Consider the following 19,142-nt stretch of genomic DNA (forward strand, 5'->3'; position numbering starts at 1 on the left):
AATCAAGATGGAAGTGAAAGCAATTCATCGCGGTGCCCGCATCTCGGCGCAGAAAACGCGCCTTGTGGCTGACCAGATCCGCGGTTTGCCGGTCGACAAGGCGCTGAACGTTCTGACGTTCTCGCCGAAGAAGGCTGCGGGGATCGTGAAAAAGGTCGTGCTGTCGGCGATCGCGAATGCGGAGCACAATGAAGGCGCCGATATCGACGAGCTCAAGATCAAGAGCATCTACGTCGACAAGGCAGCATCGCTGAAGCGTTTCACCGCGCGCGCTAAAGGCCGCGGTAACCGCATCGAGAAGCAATCCTGTCACATCACTGTGACGGTCGGGAATTAAGGGGTCATACGATGGGACAGAAAATTCATCCGACTGGCTTCCGTTTGGCCGTCAGCCGCAATTGGGCTTCGCGTTGGTACGCGAACAACAACAATTTCGCGGCGATGTTGCAGGAAGACATCGGTGTTCGTGAATACCTGAAGAAGAAGCTGAAGAACGCGTCCGTCGGCCGCGTTGTGATCGAGCGTCCTGCAAAGAACGCGCGTATCACGATTTTCAGCTCGCGTCCGGGTGTCGTGATCGGCAAGAAGGGTGAAGACATCGAACTGCTGAAGTCCGAGCTGCAAAAGCGCATGGGCGTTCCGGTTCACGTCAACATCGAAGAAATCCGCAAGCCGGAAACGGACGCGCAACTGATCGCTGATTCGATCACGCAACAGCTCGAGCGCCGGATCATGTTCCGCCGCGCGATGAAGCGTGCGATGCAGAACGCGATGCGTCTGGGTGCTCAAGGCATCAAGATCATGAGCGCTGGCCGTCTGAACGGTATCGAAATCGCCCGTACGGAATGGTATCGCGAAGGTCGCGTGCCGCTTCATACGCTGCGTGCGGATATCGACTACGCAACGTCGGAAGCAAAGACGACGTACGGCATCATCGGCGTGAAGGTGTGGGTCTACAAGGGCGACACGCTCGGCCGCAACGACGCACCGGTGGTCGAAGAAGTCGCCGAAGAAAAGCGTCCGCGCCGCAATGCACGTCCGGGTGGCGATCGCCGTCCGCGTCGTGATGGCGAAGGTGGTGGCCCGGCAGGTGCACGCCGTGGCGCTCCCCGACGTGCTGGCGGTGCCGGCGGCGACGGGAAGACTGGAGAATAACGATGCTGCAACCGAAACGCAGAAAGTATCGCAAAGAGCAGAAAGGTCGTAACACCGGCGTTGCTACCCGCGGCAACGCGGTGTCGTTCGGTGAGTTCGGCCTGAAGGCTGTCGGTCGTGGCCGTCTGACCGCGCGCCAGATTGAAGCGGCGCGTCGTGCAATGACGCGTCACATCAAGCGCGGTGGCCGCATCTGGATCCGGATCTTCCCGGACAAGCCGATCTCGACCAAGCCGGCGGAAGTGCGTATGGGTAACGGTAAGGGTAACCCGGAGTACTACGTCGCTGAGATTCAACCGGGCAAGATGCTGTACGAAATGGACGGCGTAACCGAAGAACTGGCGCGCGAAGCGTTCCGTCTGGCTGCAGCGAAGCTGCCGCTGAAGACGACGTTTATCGTGCGTCAGCTCGGCGCCTAAGGAGCAAATGATGAAGGCTTCCGAACTTCACCAGAAAGATCAGGCCGCGCTCAACAAGGAGCTGTCGGACCTGTTGAAGGCGCAATTCGGCCTGCGCATGCAACTCGCGACCCAGCAGCTCACGAACACGAGCCAGCTGAAGAAGGTCCGTCGCGACATCGCGCGTGTGCGGACCGTCCTGACTGAGAAGGCGAACCAGAAATGAACGATAGCGTAAAAACCTCGCTCAAGCGGACGCTGGTCGGCAAGGTCGTCAGCAACAAGATGGACAAGACGGTTACCGTGCTGGTCGAGCACCGCGTGAAGCACCCGATCTACGGCAAGTACGTCGTGCGGTCGAAGAAGTACCACGCGCATGACGACGCGAACACCTACAACGAGGGTGACCTCGTTGAAATCCAGGAAACTCGTCCGATTTCGAAGACGAAGGCTTGGGTTGTGGCTCGCCTGGTCGAGGCTGCTCGCGTCATCTAATGTCGCAAAGCTGTAGAAGTAGTTGAAATCGCAGTAAGTTTCGCTTGCAAGACCGAGATTATTTGATATAATTTCGGTCTTCCCTCTTTGTGGGAGCCCCGTCGCGGGCGAAGTTGGTGGGGGAAGCGGTTCGGGCGCCAGCCCAGACCGAAGGATTCACCGGATTGCGATGGCGGGTTTCGTTTGCCGTCGCTGCTGTTCTAACCCAAGCAGCCGATCGGCTGACGGGACCAAGACTGACCGGGAAGCGCCATGGTGGCGTGACCGGATTAAGTTGGGAAAGATAAACCATGATCCAGACCGAAACTCGGCTTGAAGTGGCCGACAACACGGGTGCACGTGAAGTCATGTGCATCAAGGTGCTCGGCGGCTCGAAGCGTCGTTATGCCAGCATTGGCGACATCATCAAGGTGACTGTCAAAGAGGCAACGCCGCGCGGGCGCGTGAAGAAAGGCGAAATCTACAACGCCGTGGTGGTTCGCACCGCCAAGGGCGTGCGTCGTCAGGACGGCTCGCTGATCAAGTTCGACGGCAACGCGGCTGTGTTGCTCAACACCAAGCTCGAACCGATCGGTACCCGTATTTTTGGGCCTGTCACGCGCGAGTTGCGTAGCGAACGATTCATGAAGATCGTTTCGCTGGCGCCTGAAGTGCTGTAAGGAGTCGCGATGAACAAGATTCGCAAGAGTGACGAAGTTATCGTCATCACCGGCAAAGATAAGGGCAAGCGTGGCGTGGTGCTGGCCGTTCACGGCGAGACCGTGACTGTCGAGGGCATCAACCTCGTCAAGAAGCACGTCAAGCCGAACCCGATGAAGGGTACGACGGGCGGCGTGGAAGCCAAGACGATGCCGCTGCAAATTTCGAACGTCGCATTGGTGGACGCGAATGGCAAGCCATCGCGTGTAGGCATCAAGGTCGAAGGGGGCAAGAAGGTCCGTTTCCTGAAGACGACCGGTGCCGTACTGAGCGCCTGACGCTGCGGAGTAAAAAATGGCTCGTTTGCAAGAGTTTTACAAAGAGAAGGTTGTACCCGGCCTCATCGAGAAGTTCGGTTACAAGTCCGTGATGGAAGTGCCGCGCATCACCAAGATCACCCTGAACATGGGCCTTGGCGAAGCCGTTGCTGACAAGAAGATCATCGAAAACGCCGTTGGCGATCTGACGAAGATCGCGGGCCAGAAGCCGGTGATCACGAAGGCACGCAAGGCAATCGCTGGCTTCAAGATCCGTCAGGGCTATCCGATCGGTGCAATGGTCACGCTGCGTGGCCAGGCAATGTACGAATTCCTGGACCGTTTCGTGACGGTTGCGCTCCCCCGTGTGCGCGACTTCCGTGGCGTGTCGGGCAAGGCGTTCGATGGTCGCGGCAACTACAACGTCGGTGTGAAAGAGCAGATCATTTTCCCCGAAATCGACTACGACAAGATCGACGCACTGCGTGGGCTGAACATCAGCATCACGACGACTGCGAAGACTGACGACGAAGCAAAGGCTCTGCTCGCCAGCTTCAAGTTCCCGTTCAGAAACTGAGGTTACCGTGGCTAAACTGGCACTGATCGAACGTGAAAAGAAGCGTGCTCGCCTCGCCGCCAAGTACGCTCCCAAGCGTGCAGCATTGAAGGCAATCATTGGCGATACGAGCAAGTCGGAAGAAGAGCATTACGCAGCACGCCTGGAACTGCAGCAACTGCCGCGAAACTCTAACCCGACCCGTAAGCGCAACCGTTGCGCAATTACCGGTCGTCCGCGCGGCACGTTCCGTAAATTCGGGCTGGCGCGTAACAAGATTCGCGAAATCGCGTTCCGCGGCGAGATCCCTGGCCTGACCAAGGCGAGCTGGTAATAGGAGAAACATAAATGAGCATGAGTGATCCTATCGCCGATATGCTGACTCGCATCCGCAATGCGCAGATGGTCGAGAAGGTTTCGGTGACTATGCCCTCGTCGAAAGTCAAGGTTGCGATTGCGCAGGTCCTGAAGGACGAAGGTTATATCGACGATTTCGCAGTGAAGTCCGAAGGTGCGAAGTCGGAATTGAACATCGTGTTGAAGTATTACGCTGGCCGTCCGGTCATCGAGCGCATTGAACGCGTCTCGAAGCCTGGTCTGCGTGTGTACCGCGGCCGTAACGACATCCCCGTGGTCATGAATGGCTTGGGCGTGGCAATCGTGTCGACGCCGAAGGGCGTGATGACGGACCGCAAGGCACGTGCAACGGGCGTTGGCGGCGAAGTCATCTGCTATGTCGCTTAAGGCCGAAAGGAGAGAAACATGTCTCGAGTAGGTAAGAGCCCAATCGCGCTGCAAGGCGCGGAAGTGGCCCTGAGCGCCGACAGCATTACTGTCAAGGGTCCGCTGGGTACGATTTCGCAGGCTGCCAACAGCCTCGTGAAGGTAGTGAACGACAGCGGCACGCTGAAGTTCGAGCCGGTCGATGAAAGTCGCGAGGCGAATGCGATGTCGGGCACGATGCGCGCGCTGGTTGCGAACATGGTGCACGGCGTGACGAAGGGTTTCGAGCGCAAGCTGACGCTGGTCGGCGTCGGTTACCGCGCACAAGCGCAAGGCGACAAGCTGAACCTGTCGCTGGGTTTCTCGCACCCGGTGGTGCACCAGATGCCGGCTGGCGTCAAGGCAGAAACCCCGTCGCAAACCGAAATCGTGATCAAGGGGATCAACAAGCAACAAGTCGGTCAAGTCGCTGCAGAAGTGCGCGGCTACCGCCCGCCGGAGCCCTACAAGGGCAAGGGCGTGCGTTACGCCGATGAGGTTGTGATCCTCAAAGAAACGAAGAAGAAGTAAGGGTGCGCAATCATGGATAAGACTCAATCTCGCCTGCGCCGCGCTCGTCAGACGCGTATCAAGATCGCTGAGCTGCAGGTCGCGCGTCTCGCCGTGCATCGCACGAACACGCACATCTATGCGCAAGTGTTCTCGCCGTGCGGCACCAAGGTGCTCGCTAGCGCGTCGACGCTCGAAGCCGAAGTGCGTGCGCAACTGGCCGATCAATCGGGAAAGGGCGGCAACGTTGCTGCTGCAACCCTGATCGGCAAGCGCATTGCAGAAAAGGCTAAGGCTGTCGGCATCGAATCCGTCGCCTTCGACCGTTCGGGTTTCCGTTACCACGGCCGCGTGAAAGCGCTGGCTGACGCGGCGCGCGAAGCCGGACTCAAGTTCTAAGGGAAGAATTCGTCATGGCAAAGATGCAAGCTAAAGTTCAGGCTGACGAACGCGACGACGGCCTTCGTGAAAAAATGATCGCGGTTAACCGCGTGACCAAAGTCGTGAAGGGTGGCCGTATTCTCGGCTTCGCTGCACTGACCGTGGTTGGCGACGGTGATGGCCGCGTCGGTATGGGCAAGGGCAAGGCGAAGGAAGTGCCGGTCGCTGTCCAGAAGGCGATGGAACAGGCTCGCCGCAACATGTTCAAGGTGCCGTTGAAGAACGGTACCTTGCAACACGAAGTGCACGGTAAGCACGGCGCATCGATGGTCCTCCTCGCTCCGGCGAAGGACGGTACCGGCGTGATCGCAGGCGGCCCGATGCGCGCCGTGTTCGACGTGATGGGCGTGCAGAACGTTGTGGCCAAGAGCCACGGCTCGACGAACCCGTACAACCTCGTTCGTGCGACGCTCGATGGTCTGCGCAAGCAGTCCACGCCGGCCGACATCGCTGCGAAGCGTGGCAAGTCCGTCGAAGAAATTCTGGGCTAAAGGTGGACACCATGTCTGATAAAACTGTCAAGGTCCAGCTCGTCAAGAGCCTGATCGGCACCCGTGAATCGCACCGTGCAACGGTGCGTGGCCTGGGCCTGCGCCGACTCAACTCGGTTAGCGAGTTGCAGGATACGCCGGCTGTGCGCGGCATGATCAACAAGGTTTCGTACCTCGTTAAGGTCATCAGCTAAGCGGCTGACCAGGACTCAAGGAGTTGATAATGGAATTGAATAACCTGAAGCCGGCCGAAGGCGCGAAGCACGCAAAGCGCCGCGTTGGTCGCGGCATCGGCTCCGGCCTCGGCAAGACCGCTGGCCGTGGTCACAAGGGTCAGAAGTCGCGTTCGGGCGGCTTTCACAAGGTTGGCTTTGAAGGCGGTCAAATGCCGCTGCAACGTCGCCTGCCGAAGCGTGGCTTCACCTCGCTGACGAAGGAATTCGTCGGTGAAGTACGTCTTTCGGATCTGGAGAAGCTGCCGGTCGACGAAATCGATCTGCTGGCTCTCAAGCAAGCCGGCCTCGTCGGCGAGCTGATCCGTAGCGCCAAGATCATTGCAACGGGCGAGCTCAAGCGCAAGGTCGTTGTGAAAGGTCTGGGTGCGACGAAGGGCGCACGTGCTGCTATCGAGGCAGCCGGTGGCTCTTTTGCCGAGTAACGCGCGAGTTAATTGCCGTCACTAGCACTTGCATCGGAGAAGGTACTTGGCTAACAGCCCGAGTCTCGCAAAACCCGGTCGCAGCGCGGCGAAGTTTGGCGATTTGCGCCGGCGAGCAGTGTTCCTGCTGCTGGCGCTAGTCGTCTACCGTATCGGCGCGCATATTCCGGTGCCGGGTATCGACCCGGACCAACTGGCGAAACTGTTCCAAAGCCAGTCGGGCGGCATCCTTGGCATGTTTAACATGTTCTCGGGTGGCGCACTTTCGCGGTTCACGATTTTCGCGCTGGGGATCATGCCGTACATTTCGGCGTCGATCATCATGCAGTTGCTGGCGATTGTTTCGCCGCAGCTCGAAGCGCTGAAAAAGGAAGGGCAGGCAGGTCAGCGAAAGATTACGCAGTACACGCGGATCTTCACGGTTGTGCTGGCGACGTTCCAGGCGTTCGGTATTGCCGTCGCTCTGGAAAATCAGCCGGGCCTCGTGATCGATCCGGGGATGGTATTCCGCTTGACGACGGTTGTGACGCTGGTGACCGGCACGATGTTCCTGATGTGGCTGGGTGAGCAGATCACGGAGCGCGGGCTTGGCAACGGTATCTCGATCATCATATTCGGCGGTATTGCGGCGGGTTTCCCGAACGCAATCGGTGGTCTCTTTGAACTGGTGCGAACCGGCTCGATGAGCATCATCTCGGCGATTATCGTCGTCGCGCTGATTGCTGCTGTGACCTATGTGGTGGTGTTCATCGAACGCGGCCAGCGCAAGATACTTGTGAATTATGCGAAGCGGCAGGTGGGCAACAAGATTTACGGCGGCCAGTCTTCGCATTTGCCGCTGAAGCTGAATATGTCGGGCGTGATTCCACCGATCTTCGCATCGTCGATCATTCTCTTCCCGGCAACTATCCTGAACTGGTTCAGTTCGGGTTCGCGTACCAGCTGGTTCGCAGACACGTTGCACAACGTTGCCGAAGCCCTGAAGCCCGGTCAACCGGTGTACGTGTTGCTGTACGCGTTGGCGATCGTCTTCTTCTGCTTCTTTTACACTGCACTGGTGTTTAACAGCAGGGAAACGGCCGACAACCTGAAAAAGAGCGGCGCTTTCGTCCCAGGTATCCGCCCGGGCGATCAGACGGCGCGATATATCGACCGCATCCTCACGCGTTTGACGCTTGCCGGTGCGATCTACATCGTGTTCGTTTGCCTGCTGCCTGAATTTCTGGTGCTACGCTGGAACGTGCCGTTTTATTTTGGTGGAACGTCGCTGCTGATCATTGTCGTCGTCACAATGGATTTCATGGCGCAGGTGCAGTCGTACGTTATGTCGCAACAGTATGAATCGCTGCTGAAGAAAGCTAATTTCAAAGGCGGCGGCGTCCCGATGCGTTGAAAGGACTTATGGCCAAAGACGATGTTATCCAGATGCAGGGCGAAGTAATCGAGAACCTGCCTAATGCTACCTTCAGGGTGAAGCTGGAAAACGGCCATGTCGTGTTGGGACACATATCCGGCAAAATGCGGATGCACTACATCCGGATCTTGCCGGGCGACAAGGTGACGGTTGAATTGACGCCTTACGATCTGTCGCGTGCGCGGATCGTGTTCCGGGCGAAGTGATTTGAAAAAAGGGTAATATCATGAAAGTGATGGCATCGGTTAAGCGCATTTGCCGCAATTGCAAGATTATCAAGCGCAAAGGCGTTGTGCGCGTGATTTGCAGTTCTGATCCGCGCCACAAACAGCGTCAAGGCTGAACGCCGCGCTTTTGCTTGCGCTTTTTGTTTGAGGAAAAACAATGGCTCGTATCGCAGGGGTTAACATCCCGAATCACCAGCATACTGAAATCGGCCTGACGGCTATTTACGGTGTCGGTCGCACGCGCTCGCGCGACATTTGCGTCGCTGCTGGTGTGGCATTTTCGAAGAAGGTCAAAGACCTGACTGACGCAGACCTCGAAAAGCTGCGTGAAGAAGTCGGCAAGTTCATCGTTGAAGGCGATCTGCGCCGTGAAACGACGATGAACATCAAGCGCCTGATGGATCTCGGCTGCTATCGTGGCGTGCGGCATCGTAAGGGTCTGCCCCTGCGCGGCCAGCGTACGCGTACGAATGCCCGTACGCGCAAGGGTCCGCGTCGTGCAGCGCAATCGCTGAAGAAGTAAGCGGAACTGACAGTTACAGGAAAACGTAATGGCTAAGGCTTCGAACAACTCCGCGGCGCAACGCGTTCGCAAGAAGGTCAAGAAGAACGTCGCCGAGGGCGTGGTTCACGTTCACGCGTCGTTCAACAACACCATCATCACGATCACCGACCGTCAAGGCAACGCGCTTGCCTGGGCAACGTCGGGCGGTCAGGGCTTCAAGGGTTCGCGTAAGTCGACTCCGTTTGCAGCTCAGGTCGCAGCTGAATCAGCTGGCCGCGTGGCGATGGAATACGGCGTGAAGAACCTCGAAGTGCGGATCAAGGGCCCCGGTCCTGGCCGGGAATCGGCGGTGCGCGCGCTGCATGGTCTTGGCATCAAGATCACCGCGATCTCCGACGTGACGCCGGTCCCGCATAACGGCTGCCGTCCGCCGAAGCGTCGTCGTATCTAAGACGCTGGTATTTCGAGCGCCTGTTCCCGCCTTGCGCGGTGGCGGGCTGCGCGTGTTATTGAATTGACTAAGCCCACCGTTCGACTCAAAGGGTTCGGACTAGCGCGAGTGGAAGCATTCGCGTGATAAATCACAGAAGGAATCAACGTGGCACGTTATATCGGCCCCAAGGCCAAGCTGTCCCGCCGGGAAGGCACTGACCTCTTCCTGAAGAGCGCGCGCCGTTCGCTCGCTGACAAGTGCAAGCTTGACAGCAAGCCCGGCCAGCACGGCCGTACCTCGGGCGCACGTACGTCCGACTATGGCACTCAGCTGCGCGAGAAGCAAAAAGTAAAGCGTATCTACGGTGTCCTCGAGCGCCAGTTCCGTCGCTACTTCGCTGAAGCAGACCGCCTGAAGGGCAACACGGGTGAGAACCTGCTGCAACTGCTCGAATCGCGTCTGGACAACGTCGTGTATCGCATGGGCTTTGGCTCGACGCGCGCTGAAGCACGTCAGCTCGTTGGCCACAAGGCAATCACGGTGAACGGCGTCGTAACGAACATCCCGTCGATGCAGGTGAAGGCTGGGGACGTCGTCGCCGTGCGCGAACAGAAGCGCAAGCAGGCTCGCATCATTGAGGCGCTGTCGCTCGCTGAGCAAGGCGGCATGCCGAGCTGGGTCGCGGTCGACGCGAAGAAGTTCGAAGGTACCTTCAAGCAGAAGCCGGAACGCAGCGACATCGCTGGCGACATCAACGAAAGCCTGATCGTCGAATTGTATTCGCGGTAATCGGATTGACGGCCGGGGCGCCCTGATTGCGTTGCGCAAGGGGGCGTCTCGGCTGTTTATTTTCAGGTTGTTACCGGTCAGCCTTATCGGTGTAACGAGCCGAGGGTATTGAAAAGGAAAACCTATGCAAACCAGTTTGTTGAAGCCCAAGATTATTGCAGTTGAATCGCTTGGCGAAAGCCACGCGAAAGTGGTCATGGAGCCGTTTGAACGCGGTTATGGCCACACCTTGGGCAACGCGCTTCGGCGCGTGCTGTTGTCGTCGATGGTGGGCTATGCCCCGACCGAGGTGACGATTGCAGGCGTCGTGCACGAGTATTCGACGCTCGACGGTGTGCAAGAGGATGTGGTCAACCTGTTGTTGAACCTGAAGGGCGTCGTCTTCAAGCTGCATAATCGTGACGAAGTGACGGTTACGCTGCGGAAGGAAGGCGAAGGCGTGGTCACGGCCGGCGATATCGAACTCGCACACGATTGCGAAGTCATCAATCCCGATCACGTGATTGCGCATCTGTCGAAGGGCGGCAAGCTCGACGTGCAGATCAAGGTCGAAAAGGGCCGCGGCTATGTGCCGGGCAATGTGCGTCGTTACGGTGAAGAGTCGGCCAAGATCATCGGCCGGATCGTGCTGGACGCCTCGTTTTCGCCGGTTCGTCGCGTGAGCTACGCGGTCGAAAGCGCTCGCGTCGAGCAGCGCACCGACCTCGACAAGCTCGTGATGAACATCGAGACCAACGGTGTGATTTCGCCGGAAGAAGCGATCCGACAATCGGCGCGCATTCTGGTCGATCAGTTGTCGGTGTTCGCGGCGCTGGAAGGTACCGAAGCAGCGGCGGAAGCGCCGTCGCGCGCACCGCAGATCGATCCGATCCTGCTGCGTCCGGTCGACGATCTCGAACTGACGGTTCGTTCCGCGAACTGCCTGAAGGCCGAGAACATCTACTACATCGGCGACCTGATCCAGCGTACCGAGAACGAACTGCTCAAGACTCCGAATCTGGGTCGCAAGTCGCTGAACGAGATCAAGGAAGTTCTGGCATCGCGTGGGCTGACGCTCGGCATGAAGCTCGAAAACTGGCCGCCGGCTGGTCTCGACAAGTAAGCGGACAACTCGGTCGGGTGTGGACCCGCGAATTGCACCGCTGTACTGTACTGGCAAAGGCGCGGATTTTCCTTTAAAATCCGCGTCTTGTCTTTTGTCACTACCGGCCCGTGCGCTCACTGTTTGTAGTCGATGCTGCAGAACGAGTGCGATAGAAGAGCTGGACCAAAACTTTGAACTGAAGGAATTAACATGCGTCACCGTCATGGTCTGCGGAAACTGAACCGCACGAGCAGCCACCGTTTGGCAATGCTCCGTAACATGTCCAACTCGCTGATCGAGCACGAAGTCATCAAGACCACGCTGCCGAAGGCCAAGGAACTTCGTAAAGTCGTCGAGCCGCTGATCACGCTCGGCAAGAAGCCGTCGCTCGCAAACCGTCGTCTGGCGTTCAACCGCCTGCGCGATCGTGACTCGGTCACGAAGCTGTTCGACGTGCTCGGCCCGCGCTACGCAAACCGTCCGGGCGGCTACCTGCGCGTGCTGAAGTTCGGCTTCCGCGTCGGTGACAATGCGCCGATGGCACTGGTCGAACTGCTCGACCGTCCGGAAGTCGAAGAAACGGAAGTGCAAGAAGCTGAGTAAGCTTTCTGCTTCGACAAAAAGCCAGGCGCATCGCCTGGCTTTTTTGTTTTCTGCGGCGGATTTTTCATTGATAGCGAAAGCCGCTTCGCAGTGACCAAATGTCGCGGCCGCACCGCGTGGCGCCCTGCAGGGCGACAGGGCCAGGTGATACGATATCGGGATCGAAATCCTGCGCCGCCGGAGCTTGGTGTGAGTGTGAATGTGACCTTGGTGCTGACAACGGTGCCGGATGCGGCCGGCGCTCAAAAGCTCGCAGCCGACGCGCTCGCCGCTCGCCTTTGCGCGTGCGTCACCCAGCTACGCAGCGTGCAGTCGAGCTATCACTGGCAGGGCGCGATCGAAACCGCGCAGGAAATCCAGCTGCTGTTCAAGACCAGCGCCGCTCGCGCGCTCGAACTGGAGCAATACATTCAGGCTCACCATCCCTACGGCACGCCGGAAATCCTCTCATGGCAAGCGACGGCCTCCGCCGCCTACGGGCAGTGGATCACTGCTGAAACCCAACGCCCTGTTCATGTTTAACGGTCTCGACCGGCGCGCGCGCGCTGCGCTGCGCACCGCATTCTTTCTGCTCGGCTGGGTGTTCCTCGCGCAAGTCGCCACGCTCGCGCGCGCCGCGGACGACTTCCTCGACCCGTCCGTCGCGTTCCGGTTCAGCGCGACCGAGGCCCCCGGCCAAGTCGTCGTCACCTACAAGATTGCGGACGGCTACTACATGTACCGCGAGCGCTTCGCGTTCGCGACCCGCAACGGCACGGCGACGCTTGGCGAGCCTGAACTGCCAGGCGGTCATGTGAAGTTCGATCAGACATTCAACAAGAATGTCGAGACGTATCGCAACGAGCTGACGATTCGTATTCCGGTCAAGCAGGCTGCCGGACCGTTCGATCTTGCGGTGACGTCGCAGGGCTGCGCCGACGCGGGCATCTGCTACCCCCCGATGGAGCGCGTGTACCACGTGAGCAGCGAGGCGCTGCAGCTGGCTGGCAGCAGGGCGGCGACCCCAAGCGCGCAACAATCGGCCGCCGCTGACGACGAACCTTGGTACGAACGCGCCACCAGCGCCGATTACGCGCAGTCGCTGCTGCAGCGTGGCGGTTTTTTTGCGATCGTCGGGCTTTATTTCGTTGCCGGCGCCATTCTGAGCTTGCTGCCGTGCTCGTATCCGATGATTCCGATTCTGTCGGCGATCATCATCGGTGAGGGAGCGCGCGTCACGCGCAGGCGTGGCTTCGCGCTGTCGCTCGCGTATGTAGTCGGGATGGCGCTCGTGTACACGGTGCTGGGTGTCGTGGCGGCACTCGTCGGGCAGAGTCTCGGCGCATGGCTGCAGAACCCGTGGGTGCTCGGCGCGTTCGGCGGGCTTCTGACGATTTTCGCGCTGCTGCTGATCGCCGGTGTGGATCTCGAACTGCCGCCGCGCTGGCGCGATCGCATGTCGAGCGGGTCAGCGGGACGCTCGGGTGGCAAATTTACCGCGGTCGCCGTGATGGGCGCGCTGTCGGCGCTGGTGGTCGGCGCCTGCATGACCGCGCCGCTTTTTGCGGTGCTCGCGTTCATTGCGCATACCGGCAACGCCGTGCTCGGTGGCGCGGCGCTGTTCTCGATGGGCATCGGGCTCGGGCTGCCGCTGCTGATCATTGGCCTCGGCGCGGGTACACTGCTGCCGCGCGCGGGCAAGTGGATGGACAGCGTAAAAGTGTTCTTTGGCGTCGTTCTGCTGGCCGCGGCGCTGTGGATTGTTTGGCCGGTGCTCGGCGGGGCGGCGTCGATGCTGTTGAGCGCCCTCTGGCTGCTGATCGCCGCGGTTGCGCTCGGCCTGTTTTCCAAGTCGGTTGCAGGCGCCTCGATATGGCACCGGCTTGGGCGGGCGGTCGGCGTCGTGATGGCGGTTTGGGCAGCCGCGCTTCTAGTTGGCCTCGCGGCGGGATCGTTGGATCCGCTGCGACCGCTGGCGGTGCTCGCGGCTCGCGTCGGCAATCAGGCGAGCATCGCGAAGGATGGCTCCAGCGCGGCCGCAACGGCGCCGCAAAGCGAATTGACGTTCGCGCCGGTACGTTCATCGGATCAGCTCGACCAGGCCGTCAAAACGGCGGCGCAGCCAGCCATGCTCGATTTTTACGCGGACTGGTGCGTGAGCTGCAAGGAGATGGAGAAATTCACCTTCAGCGACCCGCGCGTTCAGGCGAAGCTGAAGCAGATGAATCTGCTGCGCGCCGACGTCACTGCGAACAATACCGACGACCAGGCGCTGCTCAAGCGCTTCAATCTGTTCGGGCCGCCGGGGATTATTTTTTTCGATCAGGGTGGCAAGGAAGTGTTGCGGGAGGTCGGCTACGAATCGGCGGATAAATTCCTGCGCACACTGGATCGGGCGAGTGCATCGGGGGTGTAATCGAAGGCCGCGGGGCGTAGCAAGACCGCCGCTTCGCAAACGGCAGCACAAAAAAACGGAGGCGAAACCGTAAGGTTCGCCTCCGTTTTTTTCTCGACGGCCGCGCGCTAAACCGCGCCTGGTTTACTTCTGCGAACGCAGGATCTTCGCGGCATCCAGCGCGAAATACGTCAGCACGCCGTCCGCGCCTGCACGCTTGAACGCGAGCAGCGATTCCATCATCACCTTGTCGTGATCGAGCCAGCCATTCTGCGCGGCGGCCTTCAGCATGGCGTATTCGCCGCTTACCTGGTACACGTAGGTGGGGAACTGGAACTCGTCCTTCACGCGACGCACGATGTCCAGATACGGCATGCCCGGCTTGACCATCACCATGTCCGCGCCTTCGTTGATGTCGGCCTGCACTTCGCGCAGCGCCTCGTTGGAATTTGCCGGGTCCATCTGGTAGGTCATCTTGTTGCTCTTGCCGAGGTTCGTCGCGGAACCGACGGCATCGCGGAACGGGCCGTAGAACGCCGAAGCGTACTTCGCCGCGTACGCCATGATGCGCGTGTGGATGTGGTCCTCGCTCTCGAGCATTTCGCGGATCGCACCAATGCGTCCGTCCATCATGTCCGACGGCGCGACGATGTCGACGCCGGCTTCCGCCTGCGCACGAGCCTGCTCGACGAGGATCTCGACGGTTTCGTCGTTGATCACGTAGCCGGCTTCGTCGAGCACGCCGTCCTGACCATGGCTCGTATACGGATCGAGCGCCACGTCGGTGAGCACGCCGAGCTCCGGAAAATTCTTCTTCAGCTCACGCACCGCGCGTGGGATCAGGCCCGCCGGGTTGGCCGCTTCACGGCCTTCGGGTGTCTTCAGCGAGGGCTCGATCGCGGGAAACAGAGACAACACCGGCACGCCCAGTTCGACGCACTGCCCGGCGACGCCCATCAGCAGATCGACCGACACGCGCTCGACGCCCGGCATCGACGGCACGGCTTGCCGCACGTTGGTTCCCTCGACGATGAATACGGGGTAAATCAGATCGTTGGTCGTGAGGATGTTTTCGCGCATCATGCGACGCGAGAAGTCGTCACGGCGCATGCGGCGCGGACGGTAGTGCGGGTAGAAGCTCATATCGAATCGAAGATCGTGGATAGGTGGAGTGGACAAATAGCACCTGGCTCCGCTCCCGGAAACTTTTCGAGACAATGGTATATCATACCGATCGAGCAAGGCGCCTAGCGCTGACCTCCCCGCTTCTCCTCCCTGAGCGGGTGCCTGTCGTTTTTCGATTAGGCTGTTTGACCCGCCGTTCAAGCGGCGGGTTTTTTTATGCGCGGCCGCAAACGCGCTCTGACGCGGGTTTTACAGGCATATCACGCGTGCCGCGGGATTCCTGCATTGATATGCGTTCAGCCCGCGGCCGGCGTTTCGCCTGTTTCGCCCGCTGCCTCCGGGATCAGCCAGCTCTCGATCAGCTCATGCGCTTCATCGAGCCCCGTTCGCTTGAGCGCCGAAAACAGTTGCGCGGTGAGTTCGCCGCGATAGCCCGCAGCCCGATATTCGGCCAGCCCCTTCTGCGCGGTGCGCAACGCGTTCGTGCTTTCCTGACGCGTCAATTTGTCGCATTTGGTGAGCAGCGTGTGGATCGGCTTGCCGGTCGGCGCGAACCACTCGATCATGCGCCGATCGAGATCCGTCAGAGGGCGGCGCGAATCCATCATGAGGATCATGCCGCGCAGTTGCGAGCGCGATTGCAGATACGTGGACAGCAGCGCTTCCCAGTGCGCCTTCGCCGCACCCGGCACTTCCGCATAACCGTAGCCCGGCAGGTCGACCAGATAGGCGGTCGGCTCATCCGCCTTGCCAACCGAAAAATAATTGATGTGCTGCGTGCGGCCAGGCGTCTTACTTGCGAATGCAAGTCGCTTCTGATTGCAGAGCACGTTGATCGCGGTCGATTTGCCCGCGTTCGAGCGTCCCGCGAAAGCGATCTCGGGCTGCGCGGTGGCCGGCAGGTCGCGCAGATGATTGACGGTGGTATAGAAGCGGGATTCGTGGAGCAGGAAGGGCATGGTGGAAGCCAGATTGGAGAAGCTGCGGAGCCCGCAGCGGGAACGGGGTCAAGCCCGACTGGCGTCTAAGCGATTAGCGAGTTATTGTACAATACGATGGTTTACTGAAAACCTTAGGAGGCCGCCCCACGTGCCTTGGCGGCTCCTGGCGGTCACTCGGTCGCCGTCGTCGTACTTTGCAGAACATCTAAAATCCCACAAGACGAGACAGGGTGTGCGAATGAATCGACTGTGCAAGACTCTGATGGTGCTTCATGTAACGGCAGGTCTTTCAGGTTTGGCAATTCAGGCACGAGCAGCAGATCCGGCAAAGCCGGACATCAATCGGGGGCAGGCAATCGCGGTACAGGTATGCGCGTCATGTCACGGCGCAGACGGCAACAGTGCCGGCGGCGCATACCCGAAACTGGCGGGCCAGCATCCTGAGTACCTCGTCAAGCAGCTCAGAGATTTCAAGGCGCAGCCGGGCGCCAAACAGGCCGCGCGCAACAATGCGATCATGGCGGGCATGGCCGCCGCGCTTTCCGATCAGGACATGATCAACGTCGCGGCTTACTTCTCGACGCAGACGCCAAAGCCAGGCTATGCGCACAACAAGAAGACCGTCGCGGTGGGGCAGCAGATCTATCGCGGTGGGATTGCCGACCGCGGGGTGCCGGCCTGCGCGGCCTGTCACGGGCCCACGGGGCAGGGCATTCCGATCCAGTATCCACGCCTGTCGGGGCAGTGGGCCGAGTACTCGGTGACGCAATTGACCGCGTTCACGCAAGGTCCGGGCGCTCGTAATAACAACGACGCGATGCATGCGATAGCATCGCGTCTGTCGGACAACGAAATCAAAGCGGTTGCCGACTACATCGCGGGCCTGCATTAAGCGCTTCGTCCGCGCAAATCCAACCGGCCCGGCGAGGCCGGTGAAAAACAAGAAAAGGGTGAGGGTGTCGTCGCTACGACAGCCCTTCACCCTTTTTTGCTGTTCAGTCGGAGATTGAATGAGCGTCACCACGTCGGGTCTGCAGTCGAAGTCGGGCAATCGCGTCATGCGCAGCGCCATCGAGCTCCTGAGCTCGATGCGTTTCGCCATTGCGCTGCTCGTCATTCTGTCGATCGCCAGCATCATCGGTACCGTCCTCACGCAGGACGATCCGTATCCCAACTACGTCAACCAGTTCGGTCCGTTCTGGGCGGACATCTTCCGCGCGCTGAGCCTCTACACGGTGTACAGCTCGTGGTGGTTCATGCTGATTCTCGGCTTCCTGATGGTGTCTGTGTCGCTCTGCGTGATCCGAAATGCGCCGAAGATGGTCGCCGACGCGAAGAGCTGGAAGGACAAGGTTCGAGAAGGCAGCCTGCGCGCGTTCCATCACAAGGGTGAGTTCGCGGTGCACGGCACGCGCGCGCAGTCGGCGGCGGTGCTCGTAAGGTTGTCGGCGAAGCTCGGCTACAAGTTCGTCACGCGCGAGTCGGACGGCGCGACGTTGATCGCCGCGAAGCGTGGCGCGCTGACGAAGTTCGGCTACATCTCCGCGCACCTCGCGATCGTCGTGATCTGCCTCGGCGGCCTGCTCGACAGCAATCTGCCGATCAAGCTGCAAATGTGGCTGTTCGATAAGTCGCCGATCAACTCGAACACGGTGATCAACGAGATTTCGCCCGAGCATCGGCTGTCGCAATCGAACCCGACGTTCCGCGGCTACGCGTGGGTACCCGAAGGGCAGCACGTGTCGACCGCGATCCTGAATCAGCCCAATGGTTCGCTGATCCAGGACCTGCCGTTTTCGATCGAGCTCAACAAGTTCATCGTCGATTACTACTCGACCGGCATGCCGAAGCTGTTCGCGAGCGACATCGTCGTGATCGATCACAAGACCGGCGCGCGCGTGCCGGCGCGCGTCGAGGTCAACAAGCCGTTCGAATACGACGGCGTGTCGATTTATCAATCGAGCTTCCAGGACGGCGGCTCGCAGATGCAGATGACTGCCTTCCCGATGTCCGGCCCGAGTGCAAAGCCCGCGCCGTTTGGCGGCACGATCGGCGGCAGCGCGCCGTTGAGCTCGGCCACGCCGCTGGCCGATGGCCAGACCGTCGAATTCACCGACTTCCGCGCGATCAACGTCGAAAACATCTCGAACGGCAACGGGCAGAACGATGCGCGCGGGGTTGTCGCGCAGCACTCGCTGAAGGAGGCGTTCGACGAGCGCCTCGGCTCCGGCGCGAAAACGTCGAAGCCGCTCGATCTGCACAACGTCGGCCCGTCGGTGCAGTACAAGATTCGCGGCAAGGATGGCCAGGCGCGCGAGTACAACAACTACATGCTGCCCGTCGACGTGAACGGCGAGAAAATGTTCCTCGCCGGCATGCGCTTGAATCCCGACGACCCGTTCCGCTACCTGCGCATTCCCGCCGACAGCGGCGGCACGCTCAAGGAATGGATGAATCTGCGCGCCACGCTGGAAGACCCGAACCAACGGGCCATCGCCGCTCATCAATTCGCGCAGCGTTCGGTGCCGGGTTCAAATGCGGAGTTGCAGCAACATCTGGAGGAAAGCGCCTTGCGCGTGCTGACCCTTTTTGCGGGCGCCGACAGCAGCATGAAGATGCCGAATGGCGAAACGCTCGGCGGCTTCCAGGCGGTCGCTGGGTTTATCGACCGCTCGGTACCGAAGGGCGAGCAGGAAAAGGCGGCGGGCCTGCTGCTTCGCATGCTCGAAGGCGTGACGTGGGACTTGTGGCAACTGTCGCGCCAGCGGCTCGGCGAGCCCGCCGCGCCGGCCGATGCGGACACGAGCCGCTTCATCCAGAGTTCGCTTAATGCGATTTCCGACAGCTTTCTGTATGGATCGCCGGTCTATTTGCAGCTTGACTCATTCAAGCAGGTGCAAGCTTCGGTATTTCAGTTGACGCGCGCGCCGGGCAAAAAAGTCGTGTATCTTGGCAGCCTGCTTCTCGTATTGGGCATCTTCTCGATGTTCTACGTTCGCGAACGGCGTCTGTGGTTCTGGCTCAAGGACACGGACCACGGCACGAGCGTCGTAATGGCGATGTCGAGCGCGCGTAAGACGCTAGACTTCGAGAAAGAGTTCGTCCAGACGCGGGCCGCCGTGAGCGCCGCATTGGGCGCGAAACTCATCGAAGCAGCCGATGCCAGCCCGGCCGGCCAGGCCGCCGCTGCGTCGGCAAGCTCACAGGATTCGACCCGGTAAGATC

The 19,142-nt window shown here is 60.0% G+C and carries 29 protein-coding genes; 27 read left to right on the forward strand and 2 right to left on the reverse strand.

Annotated features, from left to right (window positions below; genetic code table 11):
- Positions 1 to 7 precede the first annotated feature (7 nt).
- From rplV to dsbD, 25 genes are all read left to right on the forward strand, one after another.
- Positions 8 to 337: a 50S ribosomal protein L22 gene (rplV, locus tag HDG34_RS30410; protein WP_004199272.1), complete on the forward strand. Its 330-nt coding sequence runs from the start codon at positions 8 to 10 to the stop codon at positions 335 to 337.
- A gap of 11 nt (positions 338 to 348) precedes the next feature.
- Positions 349 to 1,155, forward strand: a complete 807-nt coding sequence (rpsC, locus tag HDG34_RS30415; RefSeq protein WP_012434570.1) for a 30S ribosomal protein S3 — start codon at positions 349 to 351, stop codon at positions 1,153 to 1,155.
- A 2-nt stretch (positions 1,156 to 1,157) separates the two neighbouring features.
- Positions 1,158 to 1,574 carry a 50S ribosomal protein L16 gene (rplP, locus tag HDG34_RS30420; RefSeq protein ID WP_008923342.1) on the forward strand — a complete coding sequence of 139 codons (417 nt, stop codon included), beginning with the start codon at positions 1,158 to 1,160 and terminating at the stop codon, positions 1,572 to 1,574.
- Between the two features lie 10 nt (positions 1,575 to 1,584).
- Entirely contained in the window at positions 1,585 to 1,779 is a 195-nt protein-coding gene (gene rpmC / locus HDG34_RS30425; protein ID WP_007180130.1) for a 50S ribosomal protein L29, read from the forward strand.
- On the forward strand, positions 1,776 to 2,048 hold the full coding sequence (rpsQ, locus tag HDG34_RS30430; RefSeq protein WP_007180129.1) for a 30S ribosomal protein S17: 273 nt from the start codon (positions 1,776 to 1,778) through the stop codon (positions 2,046 to 2,048). The genes rpmC and rpsQ overlap by 4 nt, the downstream gene beginning before the upstream one ends.
- A 290-nt stretch (positions 2,049 to 2,338) precedes the next feature.
- Positions 2,339 to 2,707, forward strand: coding sequence for a 50S ribosomal protein L14 (gene rplN, locus HDG34_RS30435; protein ID WP_006998478.1), 369 nt, complete (start codon positions 2,339 to 2,341; stop codon positions 2,705 to 2,707).
- Positions 2,708 to 2,716: 9 nt separating this feature from the next.
- Positions 2,717 to 3,025 carry a 50S ribosomal protein L24 gene (gene rplX, locus HDG34_RS30440; RefSeq protein WP_184035555.1) on the forward strand — a complete coding sequence of 103 codons (309 nt, stop codon included), beginning with the start codon at positions 2,717 to 2,719 and terminating at the stop codon, positions 3,023 to 3,025.
- Between the two features lie 16 nt (positions 3,026 to 3,041).
- Complete coding sequence (gene rplE / locus HDG34_RS30445) at positions 3,042 to 3,581, forward strand: 50S ribosomal protein L5 (protein WP_090802163.1); 540 nt, start codon at positions 3,042 to 3,044, stop codon at positions 3,579 to 3,581.
- A gap of 7 nt (positions 3,582 to 3,588) precedes the next feature.
- Positions 3,589 to 3,894, forward strand: a complete 306-nt coding sequence (gene rpsN, locus HDG34_RS30450) for a 30S ribosomal protein S14 (RefSeq protein ID WP_090802162.1) — start codon at positions 3,589 to 3,591, stop codon at positions 3,892 to 3,894.
- Between the two features lie 14 nt (positions 3,895 to 3,908).
- Positions 3,909 to 4,304: a 30S ribosomal protein S8 gene (rpsH, locus tag HDG34_RS30455; protein WP_006052216.1), complete on the forward strand. Its 396-nt coding sequence runs from the start codon at positions 3,909 to 3,911 to the stop codon at positions 4,302 to 4,304.
- Positions 4,305 to 4,322: 18 nt separating this feature from the next.
- The gene (gene rplF / locus HDG34_RS30460) at positions 4,323 to 4,853 is read left to right on the forward strand and encodes a 50S ribosomal protein L6 (protein ID WP_018420154.1); all 531 of its coding nucleotides are present in this window, start codon (positions 4,323 to 4,325) and stop codon (positions 4,851 to 4,853) included.
- 12 nt (positions 4,854 to 4,865) lie between these two features.
- Positions 4,866 to 5,231, forward strand: a complete 366-nt coding sequence (gene rplR, locus HDG34_RS30465; RefSeq protein WP_134169729.1) for a 50S ribosomal protein L18 — start codon at positions 4,866 to 4,868, stop codon at positions 5,229 to 5,231.
- 14 nt (positions 5,232 to 5,245) lie between these two features.
- Positions 5,246 to 5,764, forward strand: coding sequence for a 30S ribosomal protein S5 (gene rpsE / locus HDG34_RS30470; protein ID WP_184065468.1), 519 nt, complete (start codon positions 5,246 to 5,248; stop codon positions 5,762 to 5,764).
- A gap of 11 nt (positions 5,765 to 5,775) precedes the next feature.
- Positions 5,776 to 5,958: a 50S ribosomal protein L30 gene (gene rpmD / locus HDG34_RS30475; RefSeq protein ID WP_008923335.1), complete on the forward strand. Its 183-nt coding sequence runs from the start codon at positions 5,776 to 5,778 to the stop codon at positions 5,956 to 5,958.
- A 29-nt stretch (positions 5,959 to 5,987) separates the two neighbouring features.
- Complete coding sequence (gene rplO, locus HDG34_RS30480) at positions 5,988 to 6,422, forward strand: 50S ribosomal protein L15 (RefSeq protein WP_075303261.1); 435 nt, start codon at positions 5,988 to 5,990, stop codon at positions 6,420 to 6,422.
- 46 nt (positions 6,423 to 6,468) lie between these two features.
- Positions 6,469 to 7,815, forward strand: a complete 1,347-nt coding sequence (gene secY / locus HDG34_RS30485; protein WP_090802158.1) for a preprotein translocase subunit SecY — start codon at positions 6,469 to 6,471, stop codon at positions 7,813 to 7,815.
- Positions 7,816 to 7,823: 8 nt separating this feature from the next.
- Positions 7,824 to 8,042 carry a translation initiation factor IF-1 gene (gene infA, locus HDG34_RS30490; protein ID WP_004521905.1) on the forward strand — a complete coding sequence of 73 codons (219 nt, stop codon included), beginning with the start codon at positions 7,824 to 7,826 and terminating at the stop codon, positions 8,040 to 8,042.
- A gap of 20 nt (positions 8,043 to 8,062) precedes the next feature.
- On the forward strand, positions 8,063 to 8,179 hold the full coding sequence (gene rpmJ / locus HDG34_RS30495) for a 50S ribosomal protein L36 (RefSeq protein ID WP_004199844.1): 117 nt from the start codon (positions 8,063 to 8,065) through the stop codon (positions 8,177 to 8,179).
- Between the two features lie 41 nt (positions 8,180 to 8,220).
- Positions 8,221 to 8,586, forward strand: a complete 366-nt coding sequence (rpsM, locus tag HDG34_RS30500; RefSeq protein ID WP_013589830.1) for a 30S ribosomal protein S13 — start codon at positions 8,221 to 8,223, stop codon at positions 8,584 to 8,586.
- Positions 8,587 to 8,614: 28 nt separating this feature from the next.
- Entirely contained in the window at positions 8,615 to 9,019 is a 405-nt protein-coding gene (gene rpsK / locus HDG34_RS30505; RefSeq protein WP_006052224.1) for a 30S ribosomal protein S11, read from the forward strand.
- Between the two features lie 147 nt (positions 9,020 to 9,166).
- Entirely contained in the window at positions 9,167 to 9,790 is a 624-nt protein-coding gene (gene rpsD / locus HDG34_RS30510; RefSeq protein WP_013090752.1) for a 30S ribosomal protein S4, read from the forward strand.
- 124 nt (positions 9,791 to 9,914) lie between these two features.
- Positions 9,915 to 10,892, forward strand: a complete 978-nt coding sequence (locus tag HDG34_RS30515) for a DNA-directed RNA polymerase subunit alpha (RefSeq protein ID WP_007730697.1) — start codon at positions 9,915 to 9,917, stop codon at positions 10,890 to 10,892.
- Positions 10,893 to 11,084: 192 nt separating this feature from the next.
- A complete protein-coding gene (gene rplQ / locus HDG34_RS30520) occupies positions 11,085 to 11,477 on the forward strand; it encodes a 50S ribosomal protein L17 (RefSeq protein WP_013090750.1) in 393 nt (130 codons plus the stop codon).
- A gap of 189 nt (positions 11,478 to 11,666) precedes the next feature.
- Positions 11,667 to 11,999 carry a divalent-cation tolerance protein CutA gene (cutA, locus tag HDG34_RS30525; RefSeq protein WP_409259630.1) on the forward strand — a complete coding sequence of 111 codons (333 nt, stop codon included), beginning with the start codon at positions 11,667 to 11,669 and terminating at the stop codon, positions 11,997 to 11,999.
- Positions 11,992 to 13,872 carry a protein-disulfide reductase DsbD gene (gene dsbD, locus HDG34_RS30530; protein ID WP_184065471.1) on the forward strand — a complete coding sequence of 627 codons (1,881 nt, stop codon included), beginning with the start codon at positions 11,992 to 11,994 and terminating at the stop codon, positions 13,870 to 13,872. The genes cutA and dsbD overlap by 8 nt, the downstream gene beginning before the upstream one ends.
- Before the next feature lie 123 nt (positions 13,873 to 13,995).
- On the opposite strand, the gene hemB is transcribed toward dsbD, so the two are convergent.
- Positions 13,996 to 14,994, reverse strand: a complete 999-nt coding sequence (gene hemB / locus HDG34_RS30535; protein ID WP_184065475.1) for a porphobilinogen synthase — start codon at positions 14,992 to 14,994, stop codon at positions 13,996 to 13,998.
- Positions 14,995 to 15,272: 278 nt separating this feature from the next.
- Positions 15,273 to 15,935 (reverse strand): ribosome biogenesis GTP-binding protein YihA/YsxC, encoded by a 663-nt coding sequence (gene yihA / locus HDG34_RS30540; RefSeq protein ID WP_018420165.1) that lies wholly within the window; start codon positions 15,933 to 15,935, stop codon positions 15,273 to 15,275.
- A gap of 220 nt (positions 15,936 to 16,155) precedes the next feature.
- On the opposite strand from yihA, the gene HDG34_RS30545 reads away from it, so the two are divergent.
- Together HDG34_RS30545 and HDG34_RS30550 are read left to right on the forward strand one after the other, a co-directional pair.
- Complete coding sequence (locus tag HDG34_RS30545) at positions 16,156 to 16,809, forward strand: cytochrome c (RefSeq protein WP_184036008.1); 654 nt, start codon at positions 16,156 to 16,158, stop codon at positions 16,807 to 16,809.
- 118 nt (positions 16,810 to 16,927) lie between these two features.
- Positions 16,928 to 19,138 carry a cytochrome c biogenesis protein ResB gene (locus tag HDG34_RS30550; RefSeq protein WP_184065478.1) on the forward strand — a complete coding sequence of 737 codons (2,211 nt, stop codon included), beginning with the start codon at positions 16,928 to 16,930 and terminating at the stop codon, positions 19,136 to 19,138.
- Positions 19,139 to 19,142: the final 4 nt, after the last annotated feature.

Origin of the sequence: Paraburkholderia sp. HC6.4b (assembly GCF_014200875.1) — a bacterium.
In the GTDB taxonomy this organism is placed as follows: Bacteria; Pseudomonadota; Gammaproteobacteria; order Burkholderiales; family Burkholderiaceae; genus Paraburkholderia; species Paraburkholderia tuberum.

What these genes read in the sequence shown, in the direction of transcription:
- rplV (WP_004199272.1), top strand. Translation starts at nt 8, where the DNA reads ATGGAAGTGAAAGCAATTCATCGCGGTGCCCGCATCTCGGCGCAGAAA.
- rpsC (WP_012434570.1), top strand. Translation starts at nt 349, where the DNA reads ATGGGACAGAAAATTCATCCGACTGGCTTCCGTTTGGCCGTCAGCCGC.
- rplP (WP_008923342.1), top strand. Translation starts at nt 1,158, where the DNA reads ATGCTGCAACCGAAACGCAGAAAGTATCGCAAAGAGCAGAAAGGTCGT.
- rpmC (WP_007180130.1), top strand. Translation starts at nt 1,585, where the DNA reads ATGAAGGCTTCCGAACTTCACCAGAAAGATCAGGCCGCGCTCAACAAG.
- rpsQ (WP_007180129.1), top strand. Translation starts at nt 1,776, where the DNA reads ATGAACGATAGCGTAAAAACCTCGCTCAAGCGGACGCTGGTCGGCAAG.
- rplN (WP_006998478.1), top strand. Translation starts at nt 2,339, where the DNA reads ATGATCCAGACCGAAACTCGGCTTGAAGTGGCCGACAACACGGGTGCA.
- rplX (WP_184035555.1), top strand. Translation starts at nt 2,717, where the DNA reads ATGAACAAGATTCGCAAGAGTGACGAAGTTATCGTCATCACCGGCAAA.
- rplE (WP_090802163.1), top strand. Translation starts at nt 3,042, where the DNA reads ATGGCTCGTTTGCAAGAGTTTTACAAAGAGAAGGTTGTACCCGGCCTC.
- rpsH (WP_006052216.1), top strand. Translation starts at nt 3,909, where the DNA reads ATGAGCATGAGTGATCCTATCGCCGATATGCTGACTCGCATCCGCAAT.
- rplF (WP_018420154.1), top strand. Translation starts at nt 4,323, where the DNA reads ATGTCTCGAGTAGGTAAGAGCCCAATCGCGCTGCAAGGCGCGGAAGTG.
- rplR (WP_134169729.1), top strand. Translation starts at nt 4,866, where the DNA reads ATGGATAAGACTCAATCTCGCCTGCGCCGCGCTCGTCAGACGCGTATC.
- rpsE (WP_184065468.1), top strand. Translation starts at nt 5,246, where the DNA reads ATGGCAAAGATGCAAGCTAAAGTTCAGGCTGACGAACGCGACGACGGC.
- rpmD (WP_008923335.1), top strand. Translation starts at nt 5,776, where the DNA reads ATGTCTGATAAAACTGTCAAGGTCCAGCTCGTCAAGAGCCTGATCGGC.
- rplO (WP_075303261.1), top strand. Translation starts at nt 5,988, where the DNA reads ATGGAATTGAATAACCTGAAGCCGGCCGAAGGCGCGAAGCACGCAAAG.
- infA (WP_004521905.1), top strand. Translation starts at nt 7,824, where the DNA reads ATGGCCAAAGACGATGTTATCCAGATGCAGGGCGAAGTAATCGAGAAC.
- rpmJ (WP_004199844.1), top strand. Translation starts at nt 8,063, where the DNA reads ATGAAAGTGATGGCATCGGTTAAGCGCATTTGCCGCAATTGCAAGATT.
- rpsM (WP_013589830.1), top strand. Translation starts at nt 8,221, where the DNA reads ATGGCTCGTATCGCAGGGGTTAACATCCCGAATCACCAGCATACTGAA.
- rpsK (WP_006052224.1), top strand. Translation starts at nt 8,615, where the DNA reads ATGGCTAAGGCTTCGAACAACTCCGCGGCGCAACGCGTTCGCAAGAAG.
- HDG34_RS30515 (WP_007730697.1), top strand. Translation starts at nt 9,915, where the DNA reads ATGCAAACCAGTTTGTTGAAGCCCAAGATTATTGCAGTTGAATCGCTT.
- rplQ (WP_013090750.1), top strand. Translation starts at nt 11,085, where the DNA reads ATGCGTCACCGTCATGGTCTGCGGAAACTGAACCGCACGAGCAGCCAC.
- dsbD (WP_184065471.1), top strand. Translation starts at nt 11,992, where the DNA reads ATGTTTAACGGTCTCGACCGGCGCGCGCGCGCTGCGCTGCGCACCGCA.
- hemB (WP_184065475.1), bottom strand. Translation starts at nt 14,994, where the DNA reads ATGAGCTTCTACCCGCACTACCGTCCGCGCCGCATGCGCCGTGACGAC.
- yihA (WP_018420165.1), bottom strand. Translation starts at nt 15,935, where the DNA reads ATGCCCTTCCTGCTCCACGAATCCCGCTTCTATACCACCGTCAATCAT.
- HDG34_RS30545 (WP_184036008.1), top strand. Translation starts at nt 16,156, where the DNA reads ATGAATCGACTGTGCAAGACTCTGATGGTGCTTCATGTAACGGCAGGT.
- HDG34_RS30550 (WP_184065478.1), top strand. Translation starts at nt 16,928, where the DNA reads ATGAGCGTCACCACGTCGGGTCTGCAGTCGAAGTCGGGCAATCGCGTC.